The 23,892-nt window shown below is 62.0% G+C and carries 23 protein-coding genes; 6 read left to right on the top strand and 17 right to left on the bottom strand.

What is annotated here, in order from left to right; all coding sequences use genetic code 11:
• Positions 1–125: 125 nt before the first annotated feature.
• Positions 126–851: a 4'-phosphopantetheinyl transferase family protein gene (locus BLS87_RS13620; RefSeq protein WP_208605162.1), complete on the bottom strand. Its 726-nt coding sequence runs from the start codon at positions 849–851 to the stop codon at positions 126–128.
• A gap of 553 nt (positions 852–1,404) precedes the next feature.
• A complete protein-coding gene (locus BLS87_RS13615) occupies positions 1,405–2,211 on the bottom strand; it encodes a dienelactone hydrolase family protein (RefSeq protein ID WP_074753011.1) in 807 nt (268 codons plus the stop codon).
• A 186-nt stretch (positions 2,212–2,397) separates the two neighbouring features.
• Here BLS87_RS13615 and BLS87_RS13610 point away from each other — a divergent pair, with 186 nt between their 5' ends.
• The 3 genes from BLS87_RS13610 to BLS87_RS13600 are packed head-to-tail and all read left to right on the top strand — an operon-like array spanning position 2,398 to position 4,727.
• The gene (locus tag BLS87_RS13610; RefSeq protein ID WP_074753010.1) at positions 2,398–2,652 is read left to right on the top strand and encodes a hypothetical protein; all 255 of its coding nucleotides are present in this window, start codon (positions 2,398–2,400) and stop codon (positions 2,650–2,652) included.
• A gap of 57 nt (positions 2,653–2,709) precedes the next feature.
• The gene (locus BLS87_RS13605; RefSeq protein WP_074753009.1) at positions 2,710–3,387 is read left to right on the top strand and encodes a response regulator transcription factor; all 678 of its coding nucleotides are present in this window, start codon (positions 2,710–2,712) and stop codon (positions 3,385–3,387) included.
• Positions 3,384–4,727: an ATP-binding protein gene (locus BLS87_RS13600; RefSeq protein WP_074753008.1), complete on the top strand. Its 1,344-nt coding sequence runs from the start codon at positions 3,384–3,386 to the stop codon at positions 4,725–4,727. Before BLS87_RS13605 ends, BLS87_RS13600 begins: the two co-directional genes overlap by 4 nt.
• Positions 4,728–4,767: 40 nt before the next feature.
• Here BLS87_RS13600 and BLS87_RS13595 read toward each other — a convergent pair whose 3' ends face one another.
• Positions 4,768–5,766 carry an AraC family transcriptional regulator gene (locus BLS87_RS13595; RefSeq protein ID WP_074753007.1) on the bottom strand — a complete coding sequence of 333 codons (999 nt, stop codon included), beginning with the start codon at positions 5,764–5,766 and terminating at the stop codon, positions 4,768–4,770.
• Between the two features lie 342 nt (positions 5,767–6,108).
• Between BLS87_RS13595 and BLS87_RS13590 the strand changes: the two genes are divergently transcribed.
• Together BLS87_RS13590 and BLS87_RS13585 are read left to right on the top strand one after the other, a co-directional pair.
• Positions 6,109–7,443 (top strand): dicarboxylate/amino acid:cation symporter, encoded by a 1,335-nt coding sequence (locus BLS87_RS13590; RefSeq protein ID WP_074753006.1) that lies wholly within the window; start codon positions 6,109–6,111, stop codon positions 7,441–7,443.
• A 258-nt stretch (positions 7,444–7,701) separates the two neighbouring features.
• Positions 7,702–8,883: a CaiB/BaiF CoA transferase family protein gene (locus BLS87_RS13585; protein WP_074753005.1), complete on the top strand. Its 1,182-nt coding sequence runs from the start codon at positions 7,702–7,704 to the stop codon at positions 8,881–8,883.
• Between the two features lie 3 nt (positions 8,884–8,886).
• Here the strand turns inward: BLS87_RS13585 and BLS87_RS13580 are convergent, their stop codons facing one another.
• Positions 8,887–9,381: a SprT family zinc-dependent metalloprotease gene (locus BLS87_RS13580; RefSeq protein ID WP_074753004.1), complete on the bottom strand. Its 495-nt coding sequence runs from the start codon at positions 9,379–9,381 to the stop codon at positions 8,887–8,889.
• 217 nt (positions 9,382–9,598) lie between these two features.
• Positions 9,599–10,201 carry a Yip1 family protein gene (locus tag BLS87_RS13575; protein ID WP_074753003.1) on the bottom strand — a complete coding sequence of 201 codons (603 nt, stop codon included), beginning with the start codon at positions 10,199–10,201 and terminating at the stop codon, positions 9,599–9,601.
• Between the two features lie 418 nt (positions 10,202–10,619).
• Here BLS87_RS13575 and ttcA point away from each other — a divergent pair, with 418 nt between their 5' ends.
• Entirely contained in the window at positions 10,620–11,444 is an 825-nt protein-coding gene (ttcA, locus tag BLS87_RS13570) for a tRNA 2-thiocytidine(32) synthetase TtcA (protein ID WP_074753002.1), read from the top strand.
• A 197-nt stretch (positions 11,445–11,641) separates the two neighbouring features.
• Here the strand turns inward: ttcA and BLS87_RS13565 are convergent, their stop codons facing one another.
• The 12 genes from BLS87_RS13565 to BLS87_RS13510 all read right to left on the bottom strand — a co-directional run bounded on the left by BLS87_RS13565 (position 11,642) and on the right by BLS87_RS13510 (position 23,607).
• A complete protein-coding gene (locus tag BLS87_RS13565) occupies positions 11,642–12,559 on the bottom strand; it encodes a dihydrodipicolinate synthase family protein (protein ID WP_074753001.1) in 918 nt (305 codons plus the stop codon).
• A 241-nt stretch (positions 12,560–12,800) separates the two neighbouring features.
• Positions 12,801–13,838 (bottom strand): trans-3-hydroxy-L-proline dehydratase, encoded by a 1,038-nt coding sequence (locus tag BLS87_RS13560; protein WP_074753000.1) that lies wholly within the window; start codon positions 13,836–13,838, stop codon positions 12,801–12,803.
• A gap of 150 nt (positions 13,839–13,988) precedes the next feature.
• Positions 13,989–14,711: an amino acid ABC transporter ATP-binding protein gene (locus tag BLS87_RS13555; RefSeq protein WP_074752999.1), complete on the bottom strand. Its 723-nt coding sequence runs from the start codon at positions 14,709–14,711 to the stop codon at positions 13,989–13,991.
• Positions 14,704–15,354, bottom strand: coding sequence for an amino acid ABC transporter permease (locus BLS87_RS13550; protein WP_074752998.1), 651 nt, complete (start codon positions 15,352–15,354; stop codon positions 14,704–14,706). Before BLS87_RS13550 ends, BLS87_RS13555 begins: the two co-directional genes overlap by 8 nt.
• 18 nt (positions 15,355–15,372) lie before the next feature.
• A complete protein-coding gene (locus tag BLS87_RS13545) occupies positions 15,373–16,038 on the bottom strand; it encodes an amino acid ABC transporter permease (RefSeq protein WP_074752997.1) in 666 nt (221 codons plus the stop codon).
• Complete coding sequence (lhpI, locus tag BLS87_RS13540) at positions 16,031–17,803, bottom strand: cis-3-hydroxy-L-proline dehydratase (protein WP_074752996.1); 1,773 nt, start codon at positions 17,801–17,803, stop codon at positions 16,031–16,033. Before lhpI ends, BLS87_RS13545 begins: the two co-directional genes overlap by 8 nt.
• 201 nt (positions 17,804–18,004) lie before the next feature.
• Positions 18,005–18,823, bottom strand: coding sequence for an ABC transporter substrate-binding protein (locus BLS87_RS13535; protein WP_074752995.1), 819 nt, complete (start codon positions 18,821–18,823; stop codon positions 18,005–18,007).
• A 232-nt stretch (positions 18,824–19,055) separates the two neighbouring features.
• Entirely contained in the window at positions 19,056–19,799 is a 744-nt protein-coding gene (locus BLS87_RS13530) for an AraC family transcriptional regulator (protein WP_074752994.1), read from the bottom strand.
• A gap of 245 nt (positions 19,800–20,044) precedes the next feature.
• On the bottom strand, positions 20,045–21,298 hold the full coding sequence (locus BLS87_RS13525) for an NAD(P)/FAD-dependent oxidoreductase (RefSeq protein ID WP_074752993.1): 1,254 nt from the start codon (positions 21,296–21,298) through the stop codon (positions 20,045–20,047).
• Positions 21,295–21,531 carry a (2Fe-2S)-binding protein gene (locus BLS87_RS13520; protein ID WP_074752992.1) on the bottom strand — a complete coding sequence of 79 codons (237 nt, stop codon included), beginning with the start codon at positions 21,529–21,531 and terminating at the stop codon, positions 21,295–21,297. The genes BLS87_RS13525 and BLS87_RS13520 overlap by 4 nt, the downstream gene beginning before the upstream one ends.
• Complete coding sequence (locus BLS87_RS13515; protein ID WP_279616212.1) at positions 21,524–22,660, bottom strand: NAD(P)/FAD-dependent oxidoreductase; 1,137 nt, start codon at positions 22,658–22,660, stop codon at positions 21,524–21,526. The genes BLS87_RS13520 and BLS87_RS13515 overlap by 8 nt, the downstream gene beginning before the upstream one ends.
• Positions 22,657–23,607 carry a 4-hydroxyproline epimerase gene (locus tag BLS87_RS13510; protein ID WP_074752991.1) on the bottom strand — a complete coding sequence of 317 codons (951 nt, stop codon included), beginning with the start codon at positions 23,605–23,607 and terminating at the stop codon, positions 22,657–22,659. Before BLS87_RS13510 ends, BLS87_RS13515 begins: the two co-directional genes overlap by 4 nt.
• Positions 23,608–23,892 lie beyond the last annotated feature (285 nt).

Here is a 23,892-nt window from a genome sequence, read left to right as displayed (position 1 = left end):
AACCGGTGGGAGTCAGCTTGCTGACGAACGCGGAGTGTCATTCAGCGGTGATGTGTCTGGCCCTCAGCATTCGTTCGGTCCCGCTCGCTCCCACAGGGGGATTGGCGGTGGCCTTAAGCTTTGGATCAGTTCGCGATCGCCACCAGACTCAACAACTGCCCACCCTGCACGCTGAACTGCGCATCCAGCACCTTGCCGCTGTGCCATTCCTGCGACAGGTCGATCTTCAAGCGCAGCTGTGCATGGCCGGTTTCCGACCATTCCAGCAACTCGGCGTCTTCGAAATAGAAGCGTTTGAGCACGATGGGGTACAGCGCCTTGAACAGCGCTTCTTTCAGCGAGAAGGTCAGCGTGACCCGCAACGCAACCTGATGTTCAGGCCCGTCCGCCATGCGCTGCAGTTCATCGGCCGTGAGGATTTCACCCGCCAGCCGCGAAGCGCGTTCGCTGCTCATCACCTGTTCCACATCCATGCCCAGCCCGCGCCAATGCTGCTTGTTGGCCACGATGGCGGCGGCCCAGCCGGTGCTGTGGGTGATCGAGCCGCACAGGTCTTGCGGCCAGACCGGTGCGCGGTCATCTCCGATCAAGGGCACATGCAGACGGCCGTCGAGCCGGCGCATGGCTTCCCGGGCGCACAGACGACCGGCCAGGAATTCCGTCTGACGTTTGGCGACCGAGCGCTGAATGCTCGCGGGCGGCTCGATCAGGCAACGCTGAAAATCGCCGTCGGCGAGTTTCTGCGGGTCGAACGGGCTGCTGACCAACACCACATTCGCCAATGTCTGGGGCAGTGGCCAGTGAGGGGTGAGGGTGGGGCAGCAGGGCGGGAGGTCGTGGGAGTGGGTCATGGGCGGCATTTTGCCGGGGGAATGGGGTCATCATCAATGACCGCGTGTACCGCATCGCCAGCAAGCCGGCACAGGTCTGAGGTCGGTGCACAGATTTATGCATCAACTCGGTCCCTGTAGGAGACGTCCGAGGTTACGAGGGCAGCGAATGCGGTGTGTCATTCAGCATCAATGCGGCTGACCCACCGCATTCGCCAGCAAGCCGGCTCCTACAGTATCGGCGTCATGCTCAAGCCTTGGGAGCGCCGCGAACCCTGTAGGAGACGTCCGAGGTTACGAGGGTATGGGCCGCAATCCGGACGAATGCGGTGGGTCAGCCAAAATTGATGTTGCAGACCCACCGCATTCGTCCGAACGCGGCCCGCACCAAGCCGGCTCCCACTGGTTCGATGCCTGCCTCAGATTTCCGGAACACCGCCAATACCTGTAGGAGACGTCCGAGGTTACGAGGGCAGCGAATGCGGTGCTTTAGTCGCCATAGATAACGCTGGCCCACCGCATTCATCCAAGCGCGGCCCGCACCAAGCCACGCTCCTATAAAGGGCTGTAGCGATTACATCGTCGAGTTCTTCGCAAACTGCTCTTTCAGAAACGCCTTCATGTCCGCCCACGAGCTCATGTCAGCCGCTTTGTTGTAGCCAATGTCCGGCCCGCCATGGTCGCCGTGGCTCAGTTTGTCGGCGTCGGGGTTGGTGAAGCCGTGTTTGGCGCCGTCGATGCCGACGAACTTGTAGTCAGCCTTGGCAGCGTCCATTTCCTTCTTGAAGTCGGCGACGTTCTGGGCGGTCACCATGGTGTCGCCATTGCCGTGCTCGATCAGCATCGGCGTTTTGGTCACCCCTTCCTTCGCTGGGGTCTTGGTGGTCAGGGCGCCGTGGAAACTCACGACGGCGTCCAGCGGTTCGCCCCGTCGTGCGGCGTCCAGTACCACGGCGCCACCGAAGCAATAGCCGATGGCCGCGAGTTTCTGTGGGTTGGTCTCGGGCTGTTTTTTCAACTGCTCAAGGCCGGCATCGAAGCGCTTCTTCGAGGCGCCCGCGTCGGCGGTTGCGGCCTGCATGAAGGCCATGGCGTCTTTCGGGTGTTCGGTGTTCTTGCCTTCGCCATACATGTCGATGGCCATGGCGCTGTATCCCAGCGCAGCCAGATCGCGGGCGCGGCGCTTGGCATAGTCGTTCAGGCCCCACCATTCGTGAACCACCACGATGCCGGGTCTCGGGCCCTTGATCGCGTCGTCATAGGCGTAGTAGCCGACCAGCTTGGTGCCGTCGGCGCTCTGGTAATCGAGGGTGCGGGTTTTGACCTCGGCTTGAGCGATGCTCGCAAGGCACATGAGGGTGAACGCTATCAGCAGCCGCATGGTGTTCTCCTTCTGTTGAGGGACGCGTCTGGCATTGAGCCTAGACGATTGTGCTGTTCAGGTTCCGACTCGCCCATTGCCCGGATGTTCAGCGCGGGTTCAGACCGCGTTCAGGAGGGGTTCAGCGCCTGCTGCGTATTCTCGGTCCCGTACCCAACAAGGCGCCTGGCGCCGGAGGACCTGCACATGCTGAATTTCAACAAGTTTTTTCTGGCCTTGGCGTTTCTGGGCGGCAGCGCCGCGACTCAGGCGGCGGAGAGTAATGTCGATGTGTCGCGCACCGACTTCGCCAGAAGCCATAAAAAACTGACAGGAATAATGATGGCAAGCACGGCTAAACTGTCTGACGCGGCGCCCGCGATGAGCGCGGCGTATGCTGCGCAGTCGACGAGCCTGACTGAAAGCCCCGACAGCTATTTGCCCGTCTACCACCGGTTGTAAGTCGTCAGCGTCCAAGGATCACCCATCGAGAGGTATGCCTGTGCCCGGGAGAGCGTCATGAAACTGCTGGTTGTCGAAGATGAAGCCCTGTTGCGTCATCACTTGCAGACCCGTCTGACCGAAAGCGGTCATGTGGTCGAGGCAGTGGGCAATGCCGAGGAGGCGTTGTATCAGGCCGGCCAGTTCAATCACGATCTGGCGGTCATTGATCTGGGCTTGCCAGGCATGGGTGGTCTGGACTTGATTCGTCAGCTGCGTGCGCAGAACAAGGCGTTCCCGATTCTGATCCTGACCGCCCGCGGCAACTGGCAGGACAAGGTCGAAGGCCTGGCCGCCGGGGCCGACGATTACGTGGTCAAACCGTTTCAGTTCGAAGAGCTCGAAGCGCGCATGAACGCTTTGCTGCGTCGCTCCAGCGGGTTTACCCAGTCGACGATCGTGGCCGGTCCGCTGTTGCTGGACCTCAACCGCAAGCAGGCGTCGCTGGATGAACAGCCGCTGGCGCTGACGGCCTATGAGTACCGGATTCTGGAATACCTGATGCGCCACCATCAGCAAGTGGTGCCCAAAGAGCGCTTGATGGAACAGTTGTACCCGGACGACGACGAGCGCGATCCGAACGTGATCGAGGTGCTGGTCGGCCGGTTGCGTCGCAAGCTGGAAGGTCCCGACGGATTCAAGCCGATCGACACCGTGCGCGGTCTGGGCTACCTGTTCACTGAGCGCTGTCGATGATTCGTTCGCTTCGCGTACGGTTGATGCTGGCCGCCGCCACCCTGGCGGTCATTTTCATGTTGTTGATGCTGCCTGCCTTGCAAAGCGCCTTCAGTCTGGCGCTTGAAAGCTCCATCGAAAAACGTCTGGCCTCGGACGTGACCACGCTGATCTCCGCCGCGCGGGTTGAAGACGATCGGCTGCTGATGCCGGCGTTGCTCCCCGGCGAACAATTCAGCCTCCCTGACAGCCGTTTGCTCGGCTACATCTATAACCGCGCCGGCAAGCTGGTGTGGCGTTCCCGGGCGACCGAGGATGAAGCCATCGATTACCAGCCTCGTTATGACGGCCGGGGTACTGAGTTCGCCAAGATTCGCCAGCCCAACGGCGAAGAGTTCTTCGTTTACGACGTGGAGATCAAACTCCTTGGCGGGCGCAACGCGGCGTACAGCATCGTGGCCTTGCAGCCGGTGCGTGAGTATCAGGAAACCATTTCCGGCCTGCGCGAGAAGCTTTATCTGGGCTTCGGCGGTGCGTTGCTGGTGCTGCTGATTTTGCTGTGGGTCGGCCTGACCTGGGGTTTGCGTGCGCTCAAAGGCATGACTCAGGAGCTGGACCAGGTGGAAGCCGGGTCCCGGGAAGGGCTCAGCGAGAAACACCCCAGCGAACTGTTGCGCCTGACCGGCTCGCTCAACCGGCTGTTGCGCAGCGAGCGTGAACAGCGCATTCGCTACCGCGATTCCCTGGGCGATCTGGCGCACAGCCTGAAAACCCCGTTGGCGGTGTTGCAGGGTGTCAGCGAGAAGATCGCCAAGCGCCCTGAAGACCTGGAGCAAGCGCGCATTCTGCAATCGCAGATCGAACGCATGAGTCAGCAGATCGGCTATCAATTGCAGCGGGCCAGCCTGCGCAAGAGTGGGCTGGTGCGGCATCACGTGGCGTTGAAGCCGGTGGTGGAGAGCCTGTGCAACACGCTGGAGAAGGTTTACCGCGACAAGCAGGTGAAGGTGGTGCTCGATCTGCCGGACGATTGTCAGGTGCAGATGGAGGAGGGCGCGTTGCTGGAAATGCTCGGCAACTTGCTGGAAAACGCCTATCGCCTGTGCCTGAGCGAAGTGCGGGTCCGCTGGCAGCCGTCGATCATGGGCGACGAATTGTGCATCGAAGACGACGGCCCCGGCGTGCCCCATGACCAGCGCGCGCGGATTCTGGAGCGCGGCGAGCGGCTGGACCAGAAAAATCCGGGGCAGGGCATCGGGCTGGCGGTGGTCAAGGACATCATCGAAAGCTACGGCGCGCAGCTGACGCTTGGGGATTCGGAACTGGGCGGCGCGGCGTTCAGGATTCAGTTTGCGATTTGAGGGTGTTCTGAAGCGCGCTCCTACAGGTGATCGTGTCGCATCACACCTCCTGCGCCCGATACGCCCCCGGCGTCAGCCCCGTCCACTTCTTGAACGCCCGATGAAACGCCGACGGCTCTGAAAACCCCAGCTGCTCGGCGATCTCCTGTAGCGACAGGTTTGCCTGTCCCAGGTGATAAATCGCCATGTCCCGTCGCAGCTCATCCTTCAGGCCCTGAAAACTCGTGCCCTCGTCGCGCAAATGGCGGCGCAGGGTTTGTGGGCTGATGTGCAGATGGTCGGCCACGGTTTCCAGGTCCGGCCACTGGTTGCAATCGCGACTGAGCAGCCGACGCAACTGGCTGCTCAGGCTGTCGCCGTCATCCGGTCGGGACAGCAGGTCGGCGGGGGAGCGTTCGAGGAAGCGCTTGAGCGTGCGTTCATCCTGCAACAGCGGCAGCTGCAGGTAACGCGAGTGAAACGTCAGCGCGGTCTGTGGCGCCTCGAACTGCATCGGGCAATCGAACAGCAAGTCGTACTCGGCGCTGTGGGCGGGCCTGGCGTAAGCGAAGGTCGCCTGCTCCAGACGAATGCGCTGGCCGATCAGCCAACTGGCGAGGCGATGCCAGATCACCAACAGCGACTCGCTCAGGAAATGCATCGGGTCGCGCAGGCTTGAGTCGTCCAGGCACAGGCGCACCCAATCGCCATCACGTTGCAGGCTCAGGCGCGGCGAGTCGGGAAACAGCCCGTAAAACAGGAAGCCGCGCTGCAAGGCCTTGTCCAGCGTGCGGCAGTGAATCAAGGCGTGGCACATCATGGCGAAGGTGCCGCGCTTGCTCGGCGCAAGCCCGAACCCCATGTACTCGTCGTCCAGCGCCCGCCACACCCGCTGAATCAGCTGCGCGAACTGTTCTGGCGCGATACGGGCTTTGGGCTCGCTCAACAGTTCTGGCTGAAGGCCGACCTGCGCCAGAATCGGCTGGATATCGAGGCCATACCGCGCCGCACCGTGCAGGACGGCGCGGGCGAAATGGCTGGCGATGGTTCGATGGCGCATGGAGGGCTCGTTGTGTGCGTCGATGCGGGTGCGTAGACGAATGGTAGGCAGTGGCCGGACACAGGGGCAAGGCGGATACCCGCCAATGGAAGGGATAATTTGTCGAGAATGGGCGGAAATCCGCCATCGCGCCAGGGGGTTTTTAGCGGGTATTAACTGAGCAGTCCATGCCGTTCGGGGCTTTCAGGGGATTTTCGATAAATGGCACGGGGCTTGCGATACAAGGCGCAGAGGTCTGCTCCGCGCAGCTCGACAAAAACAAATCCCTCCGAGCAGGTGGGTTCGCACTTTAGGCGTCGTGACATCAGGAATGATGCAAGCGATGCTCTTGAGGAAACTGCAATGACGACTCGTCAGCCAATCTACAAATCCCTGTATGCCCAGGTGATCGTTGCCATCATCATCGGTATTGCCATCGGTCACTGGTACCCCGACGCGGGTAAAGCCCTCAAACCGATGGGTGACGGGTTCATCAAACTGATCAAAATGGTCATCGCCCCCATCATTTTCTGCACCGTGGTCAGCGGCATCGCTGGCATGCAGAACATGAAATCCGTGGGCAAGACCGGTGGCTACGCGCTGCTGTACTTCGAAATCGTCTCCACCATCTCGCTGCTCATCGGCCTGGTCGTGGTCAACGTTGTTCAGCCGGGCGCCGGCATGAACGTCGACGTCTCCACCCTCGACGCCTCCAAAATCGCTGCCTACGTCACCGCAGGTAAAGACCAGAGCGTGATCGGCTTCATCCTGAACGTGATCCCGAACACCATCGTCGGCGCCTTCGCCAACGGCGACATCCTGCAAGTGCTGATGTTCTCGGTGATTTTCGGTTTCGCGCTTCACCGCCTGGGCTCCTACGGCAAGCCGGTCCTGGACTTCATCGATCGCTTCGCCCATGTCATGTTCAACATCATCAACATGATCATGAAACTGGCGCCGCTGGGTGCGCTGGGTGCCATGGCCTTCACCATCGGTGCTTATGGCGTGAGCTCGCTGGTGCAGCTGGGTCAACTGATGCTGTGCTTCTACATCACCTGCCTGCTGTTCGTGCTGCTGGTGCTGGGCAGCATCGCCCGCGCGCACGGTTTCAGCATCCTGAAGCTGATCAAGTACATCCGCGAAGAACTGCTGATCGTGCTGGGTACCTCGTCGTCTGAATCGGCGCTGCCACGCATGCTGATCAAGATGGAGCGCTTGGGCGCCAAGAAATCCGTCGTGGGTCTGGTGATCCCGACCGGTTACTCGTTCAACCTGGACGGCACCTCGATCTACCTGACCATGGCGGCGGTGTTCATCGCTCAGGCGACCAACACCCACATGGACATCACCCACCAGATCACTCTGCTGCTGGTGCTGCTGCTGTCCTCCAAGGGCGCTGCGGGCGTTACCGGTTCGGGCTTCATCGTGCTGGCGGCCACGCTGTCGGCCGTGGGTCACCTGCCGGTGGCCGGTCTGGCGCTGATCCTGGGTATCGACCGCTTCATGTCGGAAGCCCGCGCACTGACCAACCTGGTCGGTAACGCCGTGGCAACGCTGGTTGTCGCCAAGTGGGTGAAAGAGCTGGACGTTCCGCAAATGGAAGCCGAACTGGCCTCTGGCGGTCGTGCCATCGAAGAAACCCGTTATGAAGATGATCTGGGCGTGGCCGAAGGCCCTGCACCAGTGGGTCGTTCGTAATCGGTTAGCTTCAGGCTGATGTGAAAAGCCCGCCCCAGGGAAACCTCGGGCGGGCTTTTTGTTGGCTGGAATTTTTAGCGCCTGAGCCGACGTCTCGCGGGCAAGCGCGCTCCCACAGATGCCCGCAATTCTCTGTAGGCGCGCGCTTGCCCGCGATTATCTGATCGGCGTCAAAGCGGATGGCGTCTTGCGTCATTGCCCCATGCCGCGCCACTGCCTACTCTGATCCCATTCGCCGATCATCAGGGAAGCCGTCGCATGCAAGGTCCGCTGTCTTCGCTCAAAGTCCTCGATTTCTCCACGCTGTTGCCTGGCCCGTTCGCTTCCCTGTTACTCGCGGACATGGGCGCCGAGGTGTTGCGCATTGAATCAGCGACCCGACTTGACCTGCTTCGCGTCCTCCCTCCCCATGACCGAGGTGTGTCGGCCAGCCACGCCTACCTCAACCGCAACAAGCGCAGTCTGGCGCTGGACCTCAAACAGCCTCGGGCAATCGAGGTGGTCAAACGGCTGGTCGCGGAATACGACATCGTGCTGGAGCAGTTTCGTCCCGGCGTGATGGACCGTCTGGGGATCGGTTATGAAGCGCTGAAGGCGATCAATCCGAGGCTTATCTACGTGGCGATCTCCGGGTACGGCCAGACAGGCCCTTACCGTGAGCGCGCCGGGCATGACATCAATTACCTGGCGCTGGCGGGGCTGGCCAGCCACACCGGGCGCAAGGACAGCGGGCCGTTGCCATTGGGGGTGCAGGTCGCCGACGTGGCGGGCGGTTCGCTGCACGGCGTGATTGGCCTGCTGGCAGCCGTGGTGGCGCGCACTCAGACCGGGCTGGGCCAGTACGTCGACGTCAGCATGACCGACTGCGCGTTCAGCCTGAATGCCCTGTCGGGGGCAGGTTGGCTGGCGGCAGGCGTCGAACCGCAACCCGAAGGCCAAATGCTCAACGGCGGCAGCTTTTACGACTACTACCGTAGCCGCGACGGGCGCTGGTTTTCGGTGGGCAGCCTTGAGCCGGCGTTCATGCAGGCGCTGTGCGAGGCATTGGACCGGCCTGAGCTGGCCAAACGAGGTCTGTCGCCGGCATCGGTGGACCAGATGGCCTTGAAGCAGGAACTGATCATCGAGTTCGAACGCCGCAGCTTTGAGGAACTTGACGCCTGTTTCGCGAAGATCGACGCCTGTGTTGAGCCGGTGCTGAGTTTTTCAGAAGCCGTCGAGCATCCGCAACTCCAGGCTCGGGCGGTGGTTACCCAAGTGCCGAGAGGCGACGGCAGCGCGCAGCCGCAGATGGCCTGCCCACTGAAGTTCTCGGAGGGCTTGCCGCCGCCACGGCATATCGGCGTCGCGGCGGGCGCCCACAGTGAGCAGGTGTTGAGGGAGGTGGGCTTCAGTGCAGATCAAATTGCGGCGCTGCGGGAGTCGGGAGCGGTGGGATGACGTTTACTCCACCCGCGTCTCACCACTGAACACCAGAATCTCCCGACAGCGACGGCACAGATACCGCCGTCCCTTGCGCACCAGCTTGTGCCGCTGCACGGAGAACGGGAAATCGCTTTCCGGGCACGGGCAGCGGTAGATGTAGCGGGTCACGCGGCGGCGCTGAATTTCATAGGTATGGCAGCGGTTGGGCGGCAGTTCGTACACGCCGCGCATGATCAATTGCCACTCTTCGCCATGGGGCGCAATGGTGTCGCCGAACAATTGATGGGCGACCAGATGCGCGACCTCATGGGCCACGGTCTGGCGCAGGAAGTCTTCACTGTTTTCGCGGTACAGCTGCGGATTGAAGCGCAGCATGTTTTCGTGCAGGTGCGCGACACCGGCCTTTTGGCCTCGCAATTTGAGGCTGACGACAGGGCGTTTGAAAGGGCGTTTGAAAAAGGCTTCAGCTTGTTGGTAACAGGATTCGACGCGGGTATTGAGTGGCTCGAGCATGCTTCATCGGTCTCCAGAGGAGGCGATTATGCCGCAAAGCGTGTGCTTCTCGAAAACCTGAGCTGCCGAATGGTCGTAAATCTGCCGCTAACACTTGTAGGAGCGCGCTTGCCCGCGATTGCGGTGCGTCAGTCGCCAAATGAATAGCAGAAACACCGCAATCGTCCGGATGCGGCCCAGACCAAGCGCGCTCCTACAGAAGTTCGGCCGCGTTTCCTTAATTCGTATACTCAGGCCCGACCCCAATCCCCCACAGCACCACCGTAAACGCCATGATCGCCACCAGCACCACCAGGCCCACCGCTAGCACCGAACTGGAGAACATGAACCCCTCGTCGGGGTGGATGTTCATGAACACCGGCAAGCCGACGTACAGCAGGTAGACCGTGTAGCAGACCGCCGCCAGGCCCACCATCATGCCCAGCCACATGTGTGGATAGAGCGCCGCCAGGCCGCCGATGAACAGTGGGGTCGCGGTGTACGTGGCAAACGCTACACAGCGCGCCAGGCTCGGGCTTGCGTCGTAGGTGCGCGCCATCCAGTGGATGAATCCGCCCATCACACCGACTCCGGCGAGCATGGCGATGTACGACATGATCGTCATCCAGATCGCGCTTTCGCTGGTCAGCATGACCGGCGCGCGGCTGCCGATGACCCAGCCCACCTGGGTCGTGCCGATGTAGGCGGACACCGCAGGTATCGCAGCGAGGATCAACGTGTGGGTGAGGTACATGTGGCTGATGCTTTCTTCTTTTTCGCCACGTATCTGTTGCCATTCTTGATCGGGGTGCGTGAACAGCCCCAAGACGTGATGGATCATGCCCGTTACTCCTGATGATGTGCCATCGCCCCTGACCGGCCAGATGCCGTCAGGGCAAGGCCACAATCTCTACAGGGGAACCGCTGCGACCTTACTGGCAGTATAGAAAGCTGGAAGCCACGAAAACCGTGGGCTTTAGAGTAATTAGGACTATCCGGCGCCTGTTAATAGCCGATGGTGATCAACAGACGGATATGGGTGGATGAATGGTAGGTGTCGTTGCGACTGAGCCTGTGGCAGCTGCTTGAGGTTACGACAGTGGCGAATGCGGTGTGTCAGTCATATCGCTATCGCCACCGTCGTAACCTCCGGCAGCTCCCACAAGGTTGTGTGGCACCCACGCAGGCATTACCTGCCGCCACGTTTATGCGTAAAATGCCGACCCTTTCCAGAGTCACAGCGAGCGGATATCAGCGCCATGGGCACCCTTTCAGTCAATCAGAACAAACTGCAGAAGCGCCTGCGTCGGCTAGCGGGCGAAGCCGTGGCCGATTTCAACATGATTGAAGAGGGTGACAAGGTCATGGTCTGCCTGTCCGGCGGCAAGGACAGCTACACCATGCTCGATGTGCTGATCCACCTGCAAAAGGTCGCGCCGATCAAGTTCGACATCGTCGCCGTGAACATGGACCAGAAACAGCCGGGCTTCCCTGAGCACGTGCTGCCGGCCTACCTGAAGGAGCTCGGCGTCGAGTACCACATCGTCGAGAAAGACACCTATTCGGTGGTCAAGGAGCTGATTCCGGAAGGCAAGACCACCTGCTCCCTGTGCTCGCGCCTGCGTCGCGGCACGCTGTACACCTTCGCCGACGAAATCGGGGCGACCAAGATGGCCCTCGGTCACCACCGTGACGACATCGTCGAGACGTTTTTCCTGAACATGTTCTTCAACGGCTCCCTCAAAGCCATGCCGCCCAAGCTGCGCGCGGACGACGGCCGCAACGTGGTGATTCGTCCGCTGGCCTACTGCGCCGAGAAGGACATTCAGGCGTATTCGGACATGAAGCAGTTCCCGATTATCCCGTGCAACCTCTGCGGCTCGCAGGAAAACCTGCAGCGCCAGGTGGTCAAGGACATGCTCCAGGAATGGGACCGCAAGACCCCGGGCCGCTCTGAAATGATCTTCCGCAGCCTGCAGAACGTCATCCCGTCGCAACTGGCGGACCGCAACCTGTTCGACTTCACCAGCCTGAAGATCGACGAGGCAGCGGCGTCGCGGTTTGTGAATGTGGTGAATCTCTAAACGCGCGATCCCTTGTAGGATCTGCCGGGGTGGCGCTCCACCTTGTCCTGCGATCGGCGGGTAACCCGTCGTAAACCCTGCACACCCGGTAGGTCTGACACACCGAGATGCCGGGTTTTACGACGACTGCGTCGCCGATCGCAGGACAAGCCAGCTCCTACAGGATCGTGCATGCATCTCGCTATCGGTGTTGCTGATTACAACCCCACATCCGGCAGCACCGGCTTGTTCGCCAGCGCGGTCTTCATCAGTTTCTCGACGTATTCACGGTCGCTGTCCGGCAGCGCCAGGCGCGGTGGGCGGGTGAGGGCGCTGCCGCGTTCCATGATCGCTTCGCACAGCTTGATGCATTGGACCAGATCCGGACGCGCGTCGAGGTGCAGCAGCGGCATGAACCACTCATACAGCGCCATCGCCTCAGCAAAACGTCCTGCCTTGGCCAGACGGAACAGGGTTTCACCCTCTTTCGGGAAGGCGTTGGACATGCCCGACACCCAGCCCACCGCGCCCACGGCCACGCTTTCCACCAGCACGTCGTCGAGGCCTGCGAACAGCACGAAGCGGTCGCCGACTTCGTTGCGCACGTCGATGAAGCGGTTGGTGTTGCCCGACGAATCCTTGAAGCAGACGATGTTGTCGCAATCGGCCAGGGAAATCAGGATGTCCGGCGTCACGTCGTTCTTATAGATGGGCGGGTTGTTGTACACCATCATCGGCAGGTCGGTGGCCGCGGCCACGGTGCGGAAGTGCGCGGCGGTCTCGAACGGCTTGGACGAATAGACCAGCGCCGGCATCAGCATGATTCCGTCGGCCCCTGCCTTTTGCACGTCCTTGGCGACCGCGCTGGCGTTGGCGCTGGTGAATTCGGCGATCCCGGAAATCACCGGCACGCGCCCGGCCGAGGCGTCTTTGGCGACCTCCACCAGGCTGATCTTCTCGGCCACGCTCAACGAGGTGTTCTCCCCGACGGTGCCGCAGATCACCAGACCCGACACGCCGTCGCGCACGAGGTTGGAAATGACCGTGTGCGTCGCCTCCAGGTTGAGGGAGAAATCATCGTTGAATTGAGTGGTAACGGCGGGGAAAACACCGCTCCAGGATACGGACTGGCTCATGAGTGACTCCTTTTTCGGATTAAGGTATTTCGTATACGTTTTGGTTTGGGCGTATCAGGCCCGGTTTGAAAATCTGTTTCTGCAATCTGCAAATCTCAGCGACGCCTATCTGCTTCTGGGCGCAGCCCGTAGGAGCCGGCTTGCTGGCGAAGGCAGAGTGTCAGTCGATGCAAACACGACCGGTCAAATGCTTTCGCCAGCAAGCCGGCTCCTACGGGCTTTGGCCCGAATCACCTCGTGTTCAAAGCTTCAACCCAACCGGCCAGGTATCGCTCAACTTGTACCCCTCCGGCCACGGATCGCTCGGGTCCAGCATGTGCTGGTGCGTGCCGGTGATCCACGCGCGGCCCGACAGGCTTGGCACAATCGCTTTACGCCCGGCAATCTCGGTTTCGCTCTGAATCTTGCAGTGGAACTCCGAGCCGATGATCGAGCGACCGATAAACCGGTCACCCACCTTCAACTGACCCTTGGCATGCAGCACCGCCAGACGCGCCGAGCAGCCTGTGCCGCAGGGCGAGCGGTCGATCTTGCCGGGACGAATGACCACGGCGTTGGCCGCGTTCGCCACACCGCCGTCGTAATTGACGGGCGCGGCGATCTGGCAGAACGAAATATGGTTCCAGTCTTTGTTTGTCGGGTGGTTAAAACCCAGTTGTTCGTTTGCCGCTTTGGTGATCTTCAGGCCGGTCTCCACCAGGTCCTTCGCTTCATCAGCGGTCAGCGAGAAGCCCAGTTTCACCGAGTCGACGATGGCGAAACTGTCGCCGCCGTAGGCCGTGTCGACCTGAATCGAACCCAACCCCGGCACCTCGATCCACACGTCTAGCTGATCGGCGAACGAGGGGTGGTTGTGCACTTCGACGCTTTGCACCTTGCCGTCACGGCACTGGGCGATGGCTTCGATCAGGCCGCCCGGCGCTTCGAGGACCAGGCGGGTTTGCGGTTCGGTCATCGGCAGGATCCCGCTGTCCAGCAGCACGGTGGCCACGCACAGGGAGTTGGAGCCGGACATCGGCGGCACGTCCGCAGGTTCCATGATGATCCAGCCCATCTGCGCCTTCGGATTCTTCGGCGGCACCAGCAGGTTGACGTGACGGAACACCCCGCCCCGTGGCTCATTGAGCATGAAGTTGCGCAGCACGTTGTCCTTCTCGATCCAGCGCGACTGCTCCCAGATCGTATCGCCCGGCGGCGGCGCGACACCGCCGACGATCACATCGCCGACTTCACCCTCGGCGTGACAACTGACCACATGAATCACTTTCGATGAGCGCATTAACGGGCCTCCTTTAATGTGTCTTGCGGCCTGACGGGATCTGTAGGAGCCGGCTTGCTGGCGAATGCGTCAGGTCAGGCCCTACAACGTTTGATGACAGACCGCGTTCGCCAGCAAGCCGGCTCCTACAGTTTTGATCGCCAAACCCCGTTAATTGATCGACCGCAAAAAATCCGCCGTCTCCGGCCGCTGCGGGTTGCCGATGACCTGATCGGGCGTGCCGATCTCATGCACCAGACCGTTACGGAAAAACGCCACGCGGTCCGACACATCGCGGGCGAAACGAATCTCGTGGGTCACCAGAATCATGGTCATGCCGTCTTCGGCAAGCATGCGCATGGTGTCCAGCACCTCGCCCACCAACTGCGGATCCAGCGCTGAGGTCGCTTCGTCGAACAGCATGTAGTCGGGCGACATCGCCAGGGCGCGGGCAATTGCCATGCGCTGTTGCTGACCGCCCGACAGCTTGCCGGGAAACACCTTGAGCTTGTCGCCCAGGCCCACGTGGGTCAGTTGCTTGACCGCCAGCGCCTCGGCTTCGGCCTTGCTTTTACCCAGCACGGTGCGCGGCGCGAGCATCACGTTTTCCAGCACCGTCAGGTGTGGAAAGGCATTCCACTGCTGAAAGACGATGCCGATCCGCTGCCTCAGCTTGTTGATGTCCGTGCTTTTGGCGTGCACTTCAGTGCCGTCCACGCGGATGCTGCCGCTCTTGATCGACTCCAGGCCGTTGATGCACATCAGCAGCGTGGACTTGCCCGAGCCCGAGCCGCCGATGATCGACACCACTTCGCCTTTCTGCACTTGCAGGCTCACGCCCTTGATCACTTCAAGCTCACCAAACGATTTGTGTACGTTGTCGATCTCAATCATTTTCCTGCCACCTCGTTTCCAGGCGCGCACCCAGACGGGCGATCACCAGACTCATGACGTAGTAAATGAGGCCTGCGATGCACAGCACCAGCAGCGGTTCTTGAATACGCGTGACGATGGTCTGCGAAGCGCGCAGCAGTTCGACGATGCCGATCCACATCACCAGCGCGGTGTCCTTCATCACGGAGAGCAACAGGTTGACCCAGCCCGGGAACGCGACGCGGGTCGCCATCGGCATGACGATCTGGCGCAGGTCCTGCCAGTAGCTCAGGCCCAACGAACGGCTGGCGCGGCGCAACGTGAGCGGCACCGACAACACGCCGCTGCGAACGATTTCCGTGCAGTAGGCGGTGACGTACAACCCCAGCACCACGCACGCCACGGCGAAGGCGCTCCAGTTCAGGCCGACGATGCTTTTCAGGGCGTTGAACAGCACGAACTGGATCAGCAACGGCACGCTGCGAAACACGTCCAGCAACCACGCCAGCGGGATGGTGCTGCGCGGCAACAACGCACGCGCCATGCCGCAGACCACGCCCGCCAGCGTGCCGATGATCATCGAGATGATCGTCAACAGGATCGTGACCCACGCGCCTTGCAGCATGAATTGCATGTCGTTCCAGCTGAAACTGCTATTGAACATGGTCAGTTCCTCAATTCCTTAGTACCGGAACAGCCGCCAGGACAGCAGCCGTGCGACGGCCACGATCAGCTTGGCGATCAGGTAATAGAGCACGGCCGCAATGGCGAAGAACTCAAAGGTCCGGAACGTCTTGACGTTGTAGTCCTGCGTCACGCCGGTGAGGTCGTTGTTGAGGCCGACGATCACGCCCATCGAGGTCATCAGCACCGCCCAGACCATCTGGTTGGTCAGCGGGTAGAACACGATGCGCAGCAACTGCGGGATTACGATGAGCCGATAGGCTTGGGGTGCGCTCATGCCCAGAGAGCGCGCTGCGCGCAATTGGGTGTCCGGCACGGCCTTGAGCCCGCCACGAAAGTTTTCCGCCAGATAGCCCGCGTTGTTGATGGTGATGCCCGCGAGCAAGGCGGCCCATGAGCTGATGTGCAGCCCGAATGAGCCCAGGCCGAAGTACAGGATGTACACCTGAAACAGCGACGGCGTGTTACGGGCGATGGAAATCCAGGTGGCGGCAAAACCGCGAAACAGACGGTTTTTGCCTTGGCGCATGAACACCAGAAACAGGGCGATGGTCACCCCGAGAATCATCGACAACGCGGCGGTTTCGAAGGTGACGACGGCGCCGTTGAGCATGTCCGGCAAGGCCTTGAACGCCGCTCGCCAGTGGAAGTTGTAATCAAACATGCGTCAGCCCCTCCGCGTGTTCGGCGGCCTGCAGCCAGACGGGCAGGCGCGCGCTGGCAAGGCCGGTGCAGGCACTTTCGACGCATTCGGCCAGGTTGGCGAAGTGCACCCGACGGCCCACCAGACCGGGCGCGTAGTGCGCGTACTTGCCGGAGTTGGTCATCAGGTTGCGCGCGGTGGGCGGAATCACCGGCTCGCCGAGCATGCACCAGCAGGTGTCGGTGACGAACTGCACGCCGAAGTTTTCAAGCGTTGTCACGTACCCGGCCTGCTGCGCGCGCTCCAGCGTGGCGCGGCCGCAGGTGACGACCATCGCCACGCTGTCGAGCTTGCGCAGGCCGTGGCACAGACGGGCGAGGGTGGCGCATTCGCTGTACGAAAAATGCGGATTGCCCAATGTGACGGCGTCGACTTCCGGGCTCTGCGCGCTGTTCAGTTCGCGCCAGCTGCTCAGCAAATCGGCAGCGCTGATGTTCAGGGTTCGGGCTGGCGCGTGTCCGCCCAGGGCGAGTTCAGCGGTGGTGGCTTCTGGCGTGACACCGGCCATGTGAAACATCGGGGCGGCGGAGGTGGTCGCGAACGCTGCGCCGAAGGCTTTCAGGTCATCGAGCGTGGGCGCCTTGTGTTCCAGCCCGCAGACCACGGGGATGTCAGCACCGCAGAGCAAGCCCACGTGATAGCCCAGCAGCGGGTAGAAACTGTCATCCAGCGTGCCCAGTTCGGGAATGTCGATGCGCAGCGTCGCCAGGCGTTGTTGTGTCAGGTGACAACCGATTTTCGGCGCACGGCCGGTCAGGGCGATGCAGATGTCGAGGTAGTCGGGGTATTTCAGCGTGCGCGCGCCGATCACGCTGTTGGCGTAGACCACGGCGTTGGATTCGGCCCAGACGATCTGCTCGCCCAGCTCCGGCGCGCTGTCCAGCAGGTAAGGCGCGCAGGTAAAACTGACGCGCGCGCCCATGTCCAGGTAAGCGTTGCCCAACTGACTGGCGGGTTCGCCCAGTGCCGGGTCGACACCCAGTTCACGCCAGCGGCGTTTGTCCACCGAGATGGAATTGAGGGTGGTGGGCACACGCACCTTGGCGTCCCAGTCCACCAGTTGCCGGGCGAACCGCAGGCTCGCCGGGCCGGTATAAATGCAACCGTCGATGTGCGCCTGGGTGATGTCCAGCAGCTCGGTCGCGCCTTGCAGTTCGGCCATGCGCAGAATGATGCCCATCGCCACTTGTGCAGCCTTGCCGTAGGCGCCGTCGAGAAAGCCCTGATCCATTTCGGTCAGGGTGATCTGGGTGCTGACGCGGTGGGGCGCGCGGGGGGATCGGGCGGCAGCAAGCGCAGTCGGCGGGTTGTCGAAGCCGGTGACCCGCGCGTCTTCGACCCGTGCGAACTTCACCTTGCGCAGTGCCGCGAAACCGGCTTCGCCGAGGCTGATGACCGGAATCGAATGCCCGAACATCTGTTCGGCGATCAGCACGCCGAGGGTGAGGATGTCTTCGACCCGTTCGAACACCAGTGCAGCGGGCGCATGCCCATTGAGGATCAGTTCCAGCAACACGCTGCTGCCGGTGCACGAACCCCGCCCGCTCGGGATCGCCAACACGCGCCCGGTGATGATCTGGCCGCTGAGCGGATGGTGACGGTCGATCACCTCACCGGTAAACGGCTCGACCCCGCCCCAGAAACTCAAGGCCATGTCGGCATACAGCAACTCGCCCTGGGCACTGCCTGAAACCAGACAACGGCCGTTTAACGAAACTTCAGACATCCTGGGCTCCTGTGTGAGTGAGTCAAACCGCGCAGCGTGTGGTAACGACCCCTAACCATTGTAGGAGCGCGCTTGCCCGCGAATGCAGTGTGTCAGTCGATGAATGTGTCGTAGACAGATCGCATTCGCGGGCAAGCGCGCTCCTACACGTTCGGCGTCCAGCGTGAATATTGCGTCGGACGCTAAAGCTGCGAGCCCGAATCAGTAATAAACCCCCGGCACCGTCAGGTTCGCGGGTTTGATTTCGTCACCCACCCACTTCTTCCACAGCTCGTCGTAACGGCCGGTACGCACCTGTTGGTTGACGAACAGGTTCAGGTAATGGATCAGGCCGTATTCGTTACGTTTGGCGGCCAGCGACACGTAGTCGATGACGTAAGGCGCGTTGCCCGCGACTTTCAGACCTTTGTATTTGCCCGACTTGAGGGTTGCGGCGGCCACGGTGTTGGTGACCACGGTTGCATCGATATGGCCCTGGGCGACGGCGAGGATGGTGTCGTTCTGGGTCTGGTAGGCGCGGAAGGTGCCGCTGCCCCAGGCTTTCTGGTCTTTTTCCAGCGCGATGGCCTCATAGGTGCCGCTGGTGTTACCCACGTTTTTGCCCTTCAGGTCCTCGTATTTGGTGATGCCGGTGTTGTCGCGGGTCAGCACCACCATCTGGAAGGCGAAGTAGGGAATGGTCATCCCCACGGTCTTCGCACGCTCCAGCGTGTCGGAGGTGGAGGCGACGATCACATCGGCGCGACCGGACACCAGCGCAGGGATACGGTCCGGGAAGGGGGTCTCGACCACTTCAGCCGTGACGCCCAGCACCTTCGCCAGGTCGTTGCAGTAATCGACGTCAAATCCGACCGGGTTGTTCTTCTCATCCCGTGAACCCATCGGCGGAAAGTCCAGGGTCACGGCGCAACGCAGCTTGCCGGAGTCGATGATGTCATCGAGTTTGTCGGCGAAGGCGGCATTGATAAAGGAGGAACTCATTACAGCGAGGAGGGCTACGGCAACAGCATGCTTTTTCATAGAAGCCTCGGTGGATGCAAGTAATGGAACGGCCGGATAAGTAATTTCGTATACGATATTTTATATGCACGGTGCGTGCCCGTTTTGCCACTATGGGCTGCAGGGCTTTGGATCGGCGGCTTGTGGAAATTGCCCGCGTGTGCGGGGCGACGACGGTGTTACATAAAGGAGCAAAAACGGGCGCGGTGCTTCATAGATGCACGTTCATCCCGCACGACGGAGCGCGCGAAGGTCAACCTTGCGATTCCCGGTATTCACTCGGCGACACGCCGGTCAATGCCTTGAACTGTCGACTGAACGCGCTGTGATCAGTGTAGCCGCAGCGCAGGGCGACCTCGGTGATCGACAGGTCTTCACGCAGCAACCGCGAGGCTTCGCCCAGCCGTGCCTTGTGAATCATCTGCCTTGGCGTGAGCTGGAAGATGCGTTTGCAGTGGCGTTCCAGTTGCGCAATCGACAGCCCGGCCAGGGTAGTCAGTTCCTGAAGGGTGATGGGGCGCGCGAAGTGCTCGCGGATGTAGGCGTCGACCTCGGCCAGCTTTTGATACGCCGGGTGCGATTGCAGCACTTGCAGGTCGCGGGAGATGCCGGCCAGACCCATGATGGTCCCTTGGGCGTCGCGTAGGGCGATCTTGTGGGTCAGGCACCAGATGGGCTGGTTACCGTAATACAGGTGCAGTTCGAGTTGATCGCTGAGTTGTCGGCCATCGGCCAGTACGCGCCGATCCTGCGCGGTGTACAACGGCCCGAAACGCGCCGGAAAGACATCTTCCGCCGTGCGCCCGACGACCTGGCTCTTCTCCTTGAAGCCGCAGCGCTGCACCAGCGTCTGATTGACCAGCGCATACCGCGCCTGTGCATCCTTGACGAAAAACACCACCCCGGGAATCGCATCGAACAGCGGCGCGACCGTTTCCAGGCTGGTCAACAGCTGATCGAGGTTGTGCAGCGGCGAGGTGGGGAGCAGGTCAATCATGTTCACAGCAGGTCGGCCAGAGTGGGGGACGAGGTCGATGATGCGGCAATAGGGGGCTGCTTAGAAAGCAGCAGTCAGAAAAGACGGATATCCAAAGGCCGGCAGCTCAGCCACTGTGGGAGCGAATTCATTCGCGAAAAATCTTCCAGGCGAAGGCGATGTGTTGACCGTGCTGGCCAATCGCGAATGAATTCGCTCCCACAGGTGGCGCGGTGTCCGGCCCGTGGGAAGGACGTCACCGATCGTCAGGCCGCAGGCTCATCCAGGCACGCCAGCGTCGCGATGCGCGCCGGGCTGAAGGGCGGGCGCAGGCGCGGTGGTTCCCAGCCGAACAGGGTGTGCGCGGCGGTGGCGCAGATACGGCCCTGGCACGCGCCCATGCCGCAGCGGGTGTTGAGCTTGGCGCTGTTCCAGCTGGCGTGGTCGGCGAGTTCGGCGTAGGGCACGTCCTCGCAACGGCAAACCAGCGTGTCGGCTGTCGCCAGTGTTTTCAGTGCAGGATCGAGGGTGAACGCCTGGTTTAAGCGGTCGGCGAAGCGCTGCCAACGCTGGCGCTCCGGCCAATGTGCCCGCGCCTCCTCCTGCCTGCCGACGGCGACCAGCCCGGCGATCTTGCCTTCGACCAGGGCCAGTTCGCTGCCGCCAAAACCGGTGCATTCACCGGCCGCGTAATGGTCGGTGAGCCCGGTGGTTTGCCACTCATCCACCACGATCGCGCGATCGCGCACCTCGCAACCCAGCGCGCTGCCCAGCTCGGTGTTGGGTACCAGACTGAAACCGCACGCGAGCCGGTCGCAGGCGATCTCTTCGACACGCGAGCCCGTTTGCATGCGCACCGCTTCCAGCCGATCCGAGCCCAGCGCTTCGATCACGTGCGCTGACAGTCGATAAGCGCCACTGGCCAGCGTCACTGCCTGAAAGGCTTTGTTCGGCCATCGCCACAACCCCAGCGCAAAGCCGCTGACCGCGCGGCGTCCCGCTTGCTCGGCGATGCGCACGACCTCGGCGCCGTTCTTCTTGGCGGTCGCAGCTGAAGCCAGCAGCAGGGGGCCGCTGCCCGCGATCACGATGCGTTCACCCGACACCGGTACGCCGCTCTTGATCAACGCCTGCAACCCACCGGCGCCGGTGACGCCGGGCAAGGTCCAGCCGGGAAAGGGCAGCAACAACTCGCGAGCGCCCGTACACAGAATCAGTTTCTCGTAACCCAGCACCCAGCCGCGTTCGGCGTCTTCCAGCAGCAGGCGTTTGGGGCCGGCGATCGCGACCACCTTGGTGCCGCTGTGCAGATGAATATTGCTGTAGCGCTGCAACTGCGCGCGCATCTCGGTCGCCACAGTGGGCAGTTGTGCGTTCGGGCCGTCGCGCCAGATCTGCCCGCCCGGCAGCGGGTTGTCGTCGAGCACGACGATGCTGATGCCGCTCGGTGCCGCCGCCAAGGCAGCCGCCATGCCGGCAGGGCCTGCGCCGATGATCAACAGGTCCACAGGTCGGGTCATGGCCGTGTCTCCACGTGCATGCCGTCGCGGCACAGGGTCTGGCAGGCGAGGCGGCGCAGGCCGTCGATGGTCACCCGGCATTCCTGGCAGATGCCCATCCCGCACAAGGGCGCTCGGCGTTGACCGCTGACTGACGTGCGACTGCAATGGTCACCGCTCGCCGTCAAGGCCGCCGCAACGGTGGTGCCTTGGGCGACGCGCAACGGCTGACCGTCGATGCTCAACTCAAGCATGGGCAGGGGCTCCGATAAAACGTTGTGGCAGGAACGCGTCGAGGTCGAGCGGCGGTGGCGTGTGCAGCAGTTGCGCGGCCAGCAGCTTCGCGGTGCCGGTGGCGGTGGTGACGCCCAGACCTTCATGCCCCACGGCCAGCCACAACCCCGGCTGCTCGGGGTGCTCGCCAATCAGCGGCTGGCCGTCCGGGCTCGCCGAGCGAAAACCGGTCCAGCTGCGAATGCCGTTCATCTGGCCGAGGTCGGGCAAAAAATCCATGGCCCGACGCAGCATGCGACCTAGCATGGCGGCGTCGATCGTGGGGTCTTCGTTGTCGAACTGCCGGGACGAGCCGATGAACAACTGGCCGGTCGGGCGTTGTTGCACGTTGAACGCCACGGAAGGGCCGTTGCCCTTGTGCGCGCTGGTGACGTAACCCAGTTCGACCAGCGTGTGGGTGATCTGGATCGGGTAGCGATCGGTGATCAGCAGGTGGCCTTTCTTGGCGTGCAGCGGCACGTCCGGGCACAGGTCGCGGGCATGGATGCCATTGGCAAGCACCACGGCGCCGGCCTGCAACCACTGTCCATCGGCCAGCCTCACGCGGTTGCCTTGAACCTCCACCACCTCGGCGTGCTGCTGACGCACGCGCTCGGGTTGGCGCTGCAACAGCCAGCGCGCGGCGTTCGGCGCATACAGAATCCCGTCTCCGGTGACCCTCAAGGCGCCAAACAGGCCGGGGCGCAGGGAAGGCTCGGCCTTCGCCAATGCAGCGCCTGACATCAATTCGCACGCCAGACCGAACTCACTTAACGCGGCGTGTTTGCGTTCGGCTTCGGCCATTTCTTCTTCGTTACAGGCCAGCCACAGCGTGCCGTTGTTGCGCATGGCGCAGTTCTCGGGCATCTGCGGCGCCAGTTCGCGCCACAGGCGCACCGAGTATTCGCCCAGTGCCAACTCGGCGGGGCTGTGGTCCAGGACCACCAGATGCCCCATCCCGGCAGCGGTGGCAGCCGGTCGCTGGCAATCGAGCACGCACACCTGCAGGCCTTGGCTGGCCAGTTCATCGGCACAGGCAGCGCCAATGATTCCGCCACCGATGATGATCACATCGGCGGCCTGGCCTCGAATATCGGTGCCCTGGATCAAGAACGAATGCCCCAGGCGAACGGGTCTTCCTCGTCCAGCAGCAACGTCGCTTCGGCACTGATGTAGGCGCGACCGCGGATGGTCGGCACGATGCGGTCACCCATCTGGCGTTCACCATGCTGCCATTGGAAACTGCCCTCGAACTGGCTGCCGATCACGCTGGCTTGCTGCCAGATCGCGCCGGGCGCCAGTTTGCCGTCTGCGGCCAGGCAGGCCAGTTTGGCGCTGGTGCCGGTGCCGCACGGTGAACGGTCGTAGGCTTTGCCGGGGCACAGGACGAAGTTGCGGCTGTCGGCCACGTCATCGTCGGCGAACAATTCGATGTGGTCGATCAGGCCGCCGTCTTCGCCACGGATGCCCTGGCTGTCCAGCGCCTGACGGACTTTCCAGGTGTAATCGGTGAGGGCGTCGAGGTTGTCGCCGGTGACGCTCAGGCCGTGGTCGGCAATCAGGAAGAACCAGTTACCGCCCCAGGCGATGTCGCCGGTGACGTTGCCGATCCCCGGGACATCGACGATGAAGTTCTTGCGATAGCGGTAGGAAGGGACGTTGTTGACGCTGACCGAGCGATCCTCGTGCAGGGTGGCTTGCACCGTGCCGACCGGGGTTTCGATGCGGTGAACGCCGGGGTCGATCGTGCCCAGGTGCGCCAGCGACACGACCAGCCCGATGGTGCCGTGGCCGCACATGCCCAGATAACCGGCGTTATTAAAAAAGATCACCCCGGCGCAGGCTTCCAGGTCCACCGGCTTGCACAGCAGCGCGCCGACCAGCACATCGCTGCCGCGGGGTTCCAGCACGGTGGCCGCACGCCAGTCGTCGAATTCATCCGCCAGCAACTGGCGACGTTCCGCCATGCTGCCGTTGCCAAGGTCAGGAAAACCGTCGAGCACCAGACGCGTGGGTTCGCCGCCGGTGTGGGAGTCGAGGATCTGGATGCGCTTCATGAATTCACCCCAAGGTTGTACGCAGTTGCTCGTTCTGAGTTCCGTTAAAGCGTGGTGATTGGATTTTCTGTGGGAGCGAATTTATTCGCGAAAATCTTCCAGGCGACGAGGATGTGTCGACTGAACAAGCGTCTCGCGAATGAATTCGCTCCCACAGTCTGAGTTTTCCCATTCAGTCAGAGATTTGCCAGACACATGCTCAAGGTGAGCAAGCTCGCCCCGCTCCCTTAGCTGCCATCCAGATTGGCGTTAAAGCGCGGCAGGGTCTTGACCGATTTCGCCGCT

It is taken from the genome of Pseudomonas abietaniphila (assembly GCF_900100795.1).
Taxonomy (GTDB): Bacteria; Pseudomonadota; Gammaproteobacteria; order Pseudomonadales; family Pseudomonadaceae; genus Aquipseudomonas; species Aquipseudomonas abietaniphila.
The sequence above is the reverse complement of the archived record's forward strand: the minus strand, read 5'-3'. Positions and strand labels throughout refer to the sequence as shown.

Excerpts from the sequence above, each read along its gene's own strand:
- BLS87_RS13615 (WP_074753011.1), bottom strand. The coding sequence starts at position 2,211 with ATGCGGCTGCTGATAGCGTTCACCCTCATGTGCCTTGCGAGCATCGCT.
- BLS87_RS13535 (WP_074752995.1), bottom strand. The coding sequence starts at position 18,823 with ATGAAAAAGCATGCTGTTGCCGTAGCCCTCCTCGCTGTAATGAGTTCC.
- BLS87_RS13610 (WP_074753010.1), top strand. The coding sequence starts at position 2,398 with ATGCTGAATTTCAACAAGTTTTTTCTGGCCTTGGCGTTTCTGGGCGGC.
- BLS87_RS13605 (WP_074753009.1), top strand. The coding sequence starts at position 2,710 with ATGAAACTGCTGGTTGTCGAAGATGAAGCCCTGTTGCGTCATCACTTG.
- BLS87_RS13620 (WP_208605162.1), bottom strand. The coding sequence starts at position 851 with ATGACCCACTCCCACGACCTCCCGCCCTGCTGCCCCACCCTCACCCCT.
- BLS87_RS13545 (WP_074752997.1), bottom strand. The coding sequence starts at position 16,038 with ATGTTTGATTACAACTTCCACTGGCGAGCGGCGTTCAAGGCCTTGCCG.
- ttcA (WP_074753002.1), top strand. The coding sequence starts at position 10,620 with ATGGGCACCCTTTCAGTCAATCAGAACAAACTGCAGAAGCGCCTGCGT.
- BLS87_RS13565 (WP_074753001.1), bottom strand. The coding sequence starts at position 12,559 with ATGAGCCAGTCCGTATCCTGGAGCGGTGTTTTCCCCGCCGTTACCACT.
- BLS87_RS13550 (WP_074752998.1), bottom strand. The coding sequence starts at position 15,354 with ATGTTCAATAGCAGTTTCAGCTGGAACGACATGCAATTCATGCTGCAA.
- BLS87_RS13590 (WP_074753006.1), top strand. The coding sequence starts at position 6,109 with ATGACGACTCGTCAGCCAATCTACAAATCCCTGTATGCCCAGGTGATC.
- BLS87_RS13520 (WP_074752992.1), bottom strand. The coding sequence starts at position 21,531 with ATGCTTGAGTTGAGCATCGACGGTCAGCCGTTGCGCGTCGCCCAAGGC.
- BLS87_RS13525 (WP_074752993.1), bottom strand. The coding sequence starts at position 21,298 with ATGACCCGACCTGTGGACCTGTTGATCATCGGCGCAGGCCCTGCCGGC.
- BLS87_RS13600 (WP_074753008.1), top strand. The coding sequence starts at position 3,384 with ATGATTCGTTCGCTTCGCGTACGGTTGATGCTGGCCGCCGCCACCCTG.
- BLS87_RS13595 (WP_074753007.1), bottom strand. The coding sequence starts at position 5,766 with ATGCGCCATCGAACCATCGCCAGCCATTTCGCCCGCGCCGTCCTGCAC.
- BLS87_RS13580 (WP_074753004.1), bottom strand. The coding sequence starts at position 9,381 with ATGCTCGAGCCACTCAATACCCGCGTCGAATCCTGTTACCAACAAGCT.
- BLS87_RS13560 (WP_074753000.1), bottom strand. The coding sequence starts at position 13,838 with ATGCGCTCATCGAAAGTGATTCATGTGGTCAGTTGTCACGCCGAGGGT.
- BLS87_RS13555 (WP_074752999.1), bottom strand. The coding sequence starts at position 14,711 with ATGATTGAGATCGACAACGTACACAAATCGTTTGGTGAGCTTGAAGTG.
- BLS87_RS13530 (WP_074752994.1), bottom strand. The coding sequence starts at position 19,799 with ATGATTGACCTGCTCCCCACCTCGCCGCTGCACAACCTCGATCAGCTG.
- BLS87_RS13510 (WP_074752991.1), bottom strand. The coding sequence starts at position 23,607 with ATGAAGCGCATCCAGATCCTCGACTCCCACACCGGCGGCGAACCCACG.
- BLS87_RS13575 (WP_074753003.1), bottom strand. The coding sequence starts at position 10,201 with ATGATCCATCACGTCTTGGGGCTGTTCACGCACCCCGATCAAGAATGG.
- lhpI (WP_074752996.1), bottom strand. The coding sequence starts at position 17,803 with ATGTCTGAAGTTTCGTTAAACGGCCGTTGTCTGGTTTCAGGCAGTGCC.
- BLS87_RS13585 (WP_074753005.1), top strand. The coding sequence starts at position 7,702 with ATGCAAGGTCCGCTGTCTTCGCTCAAAGTCCTCGATTTCTCCACGCTG.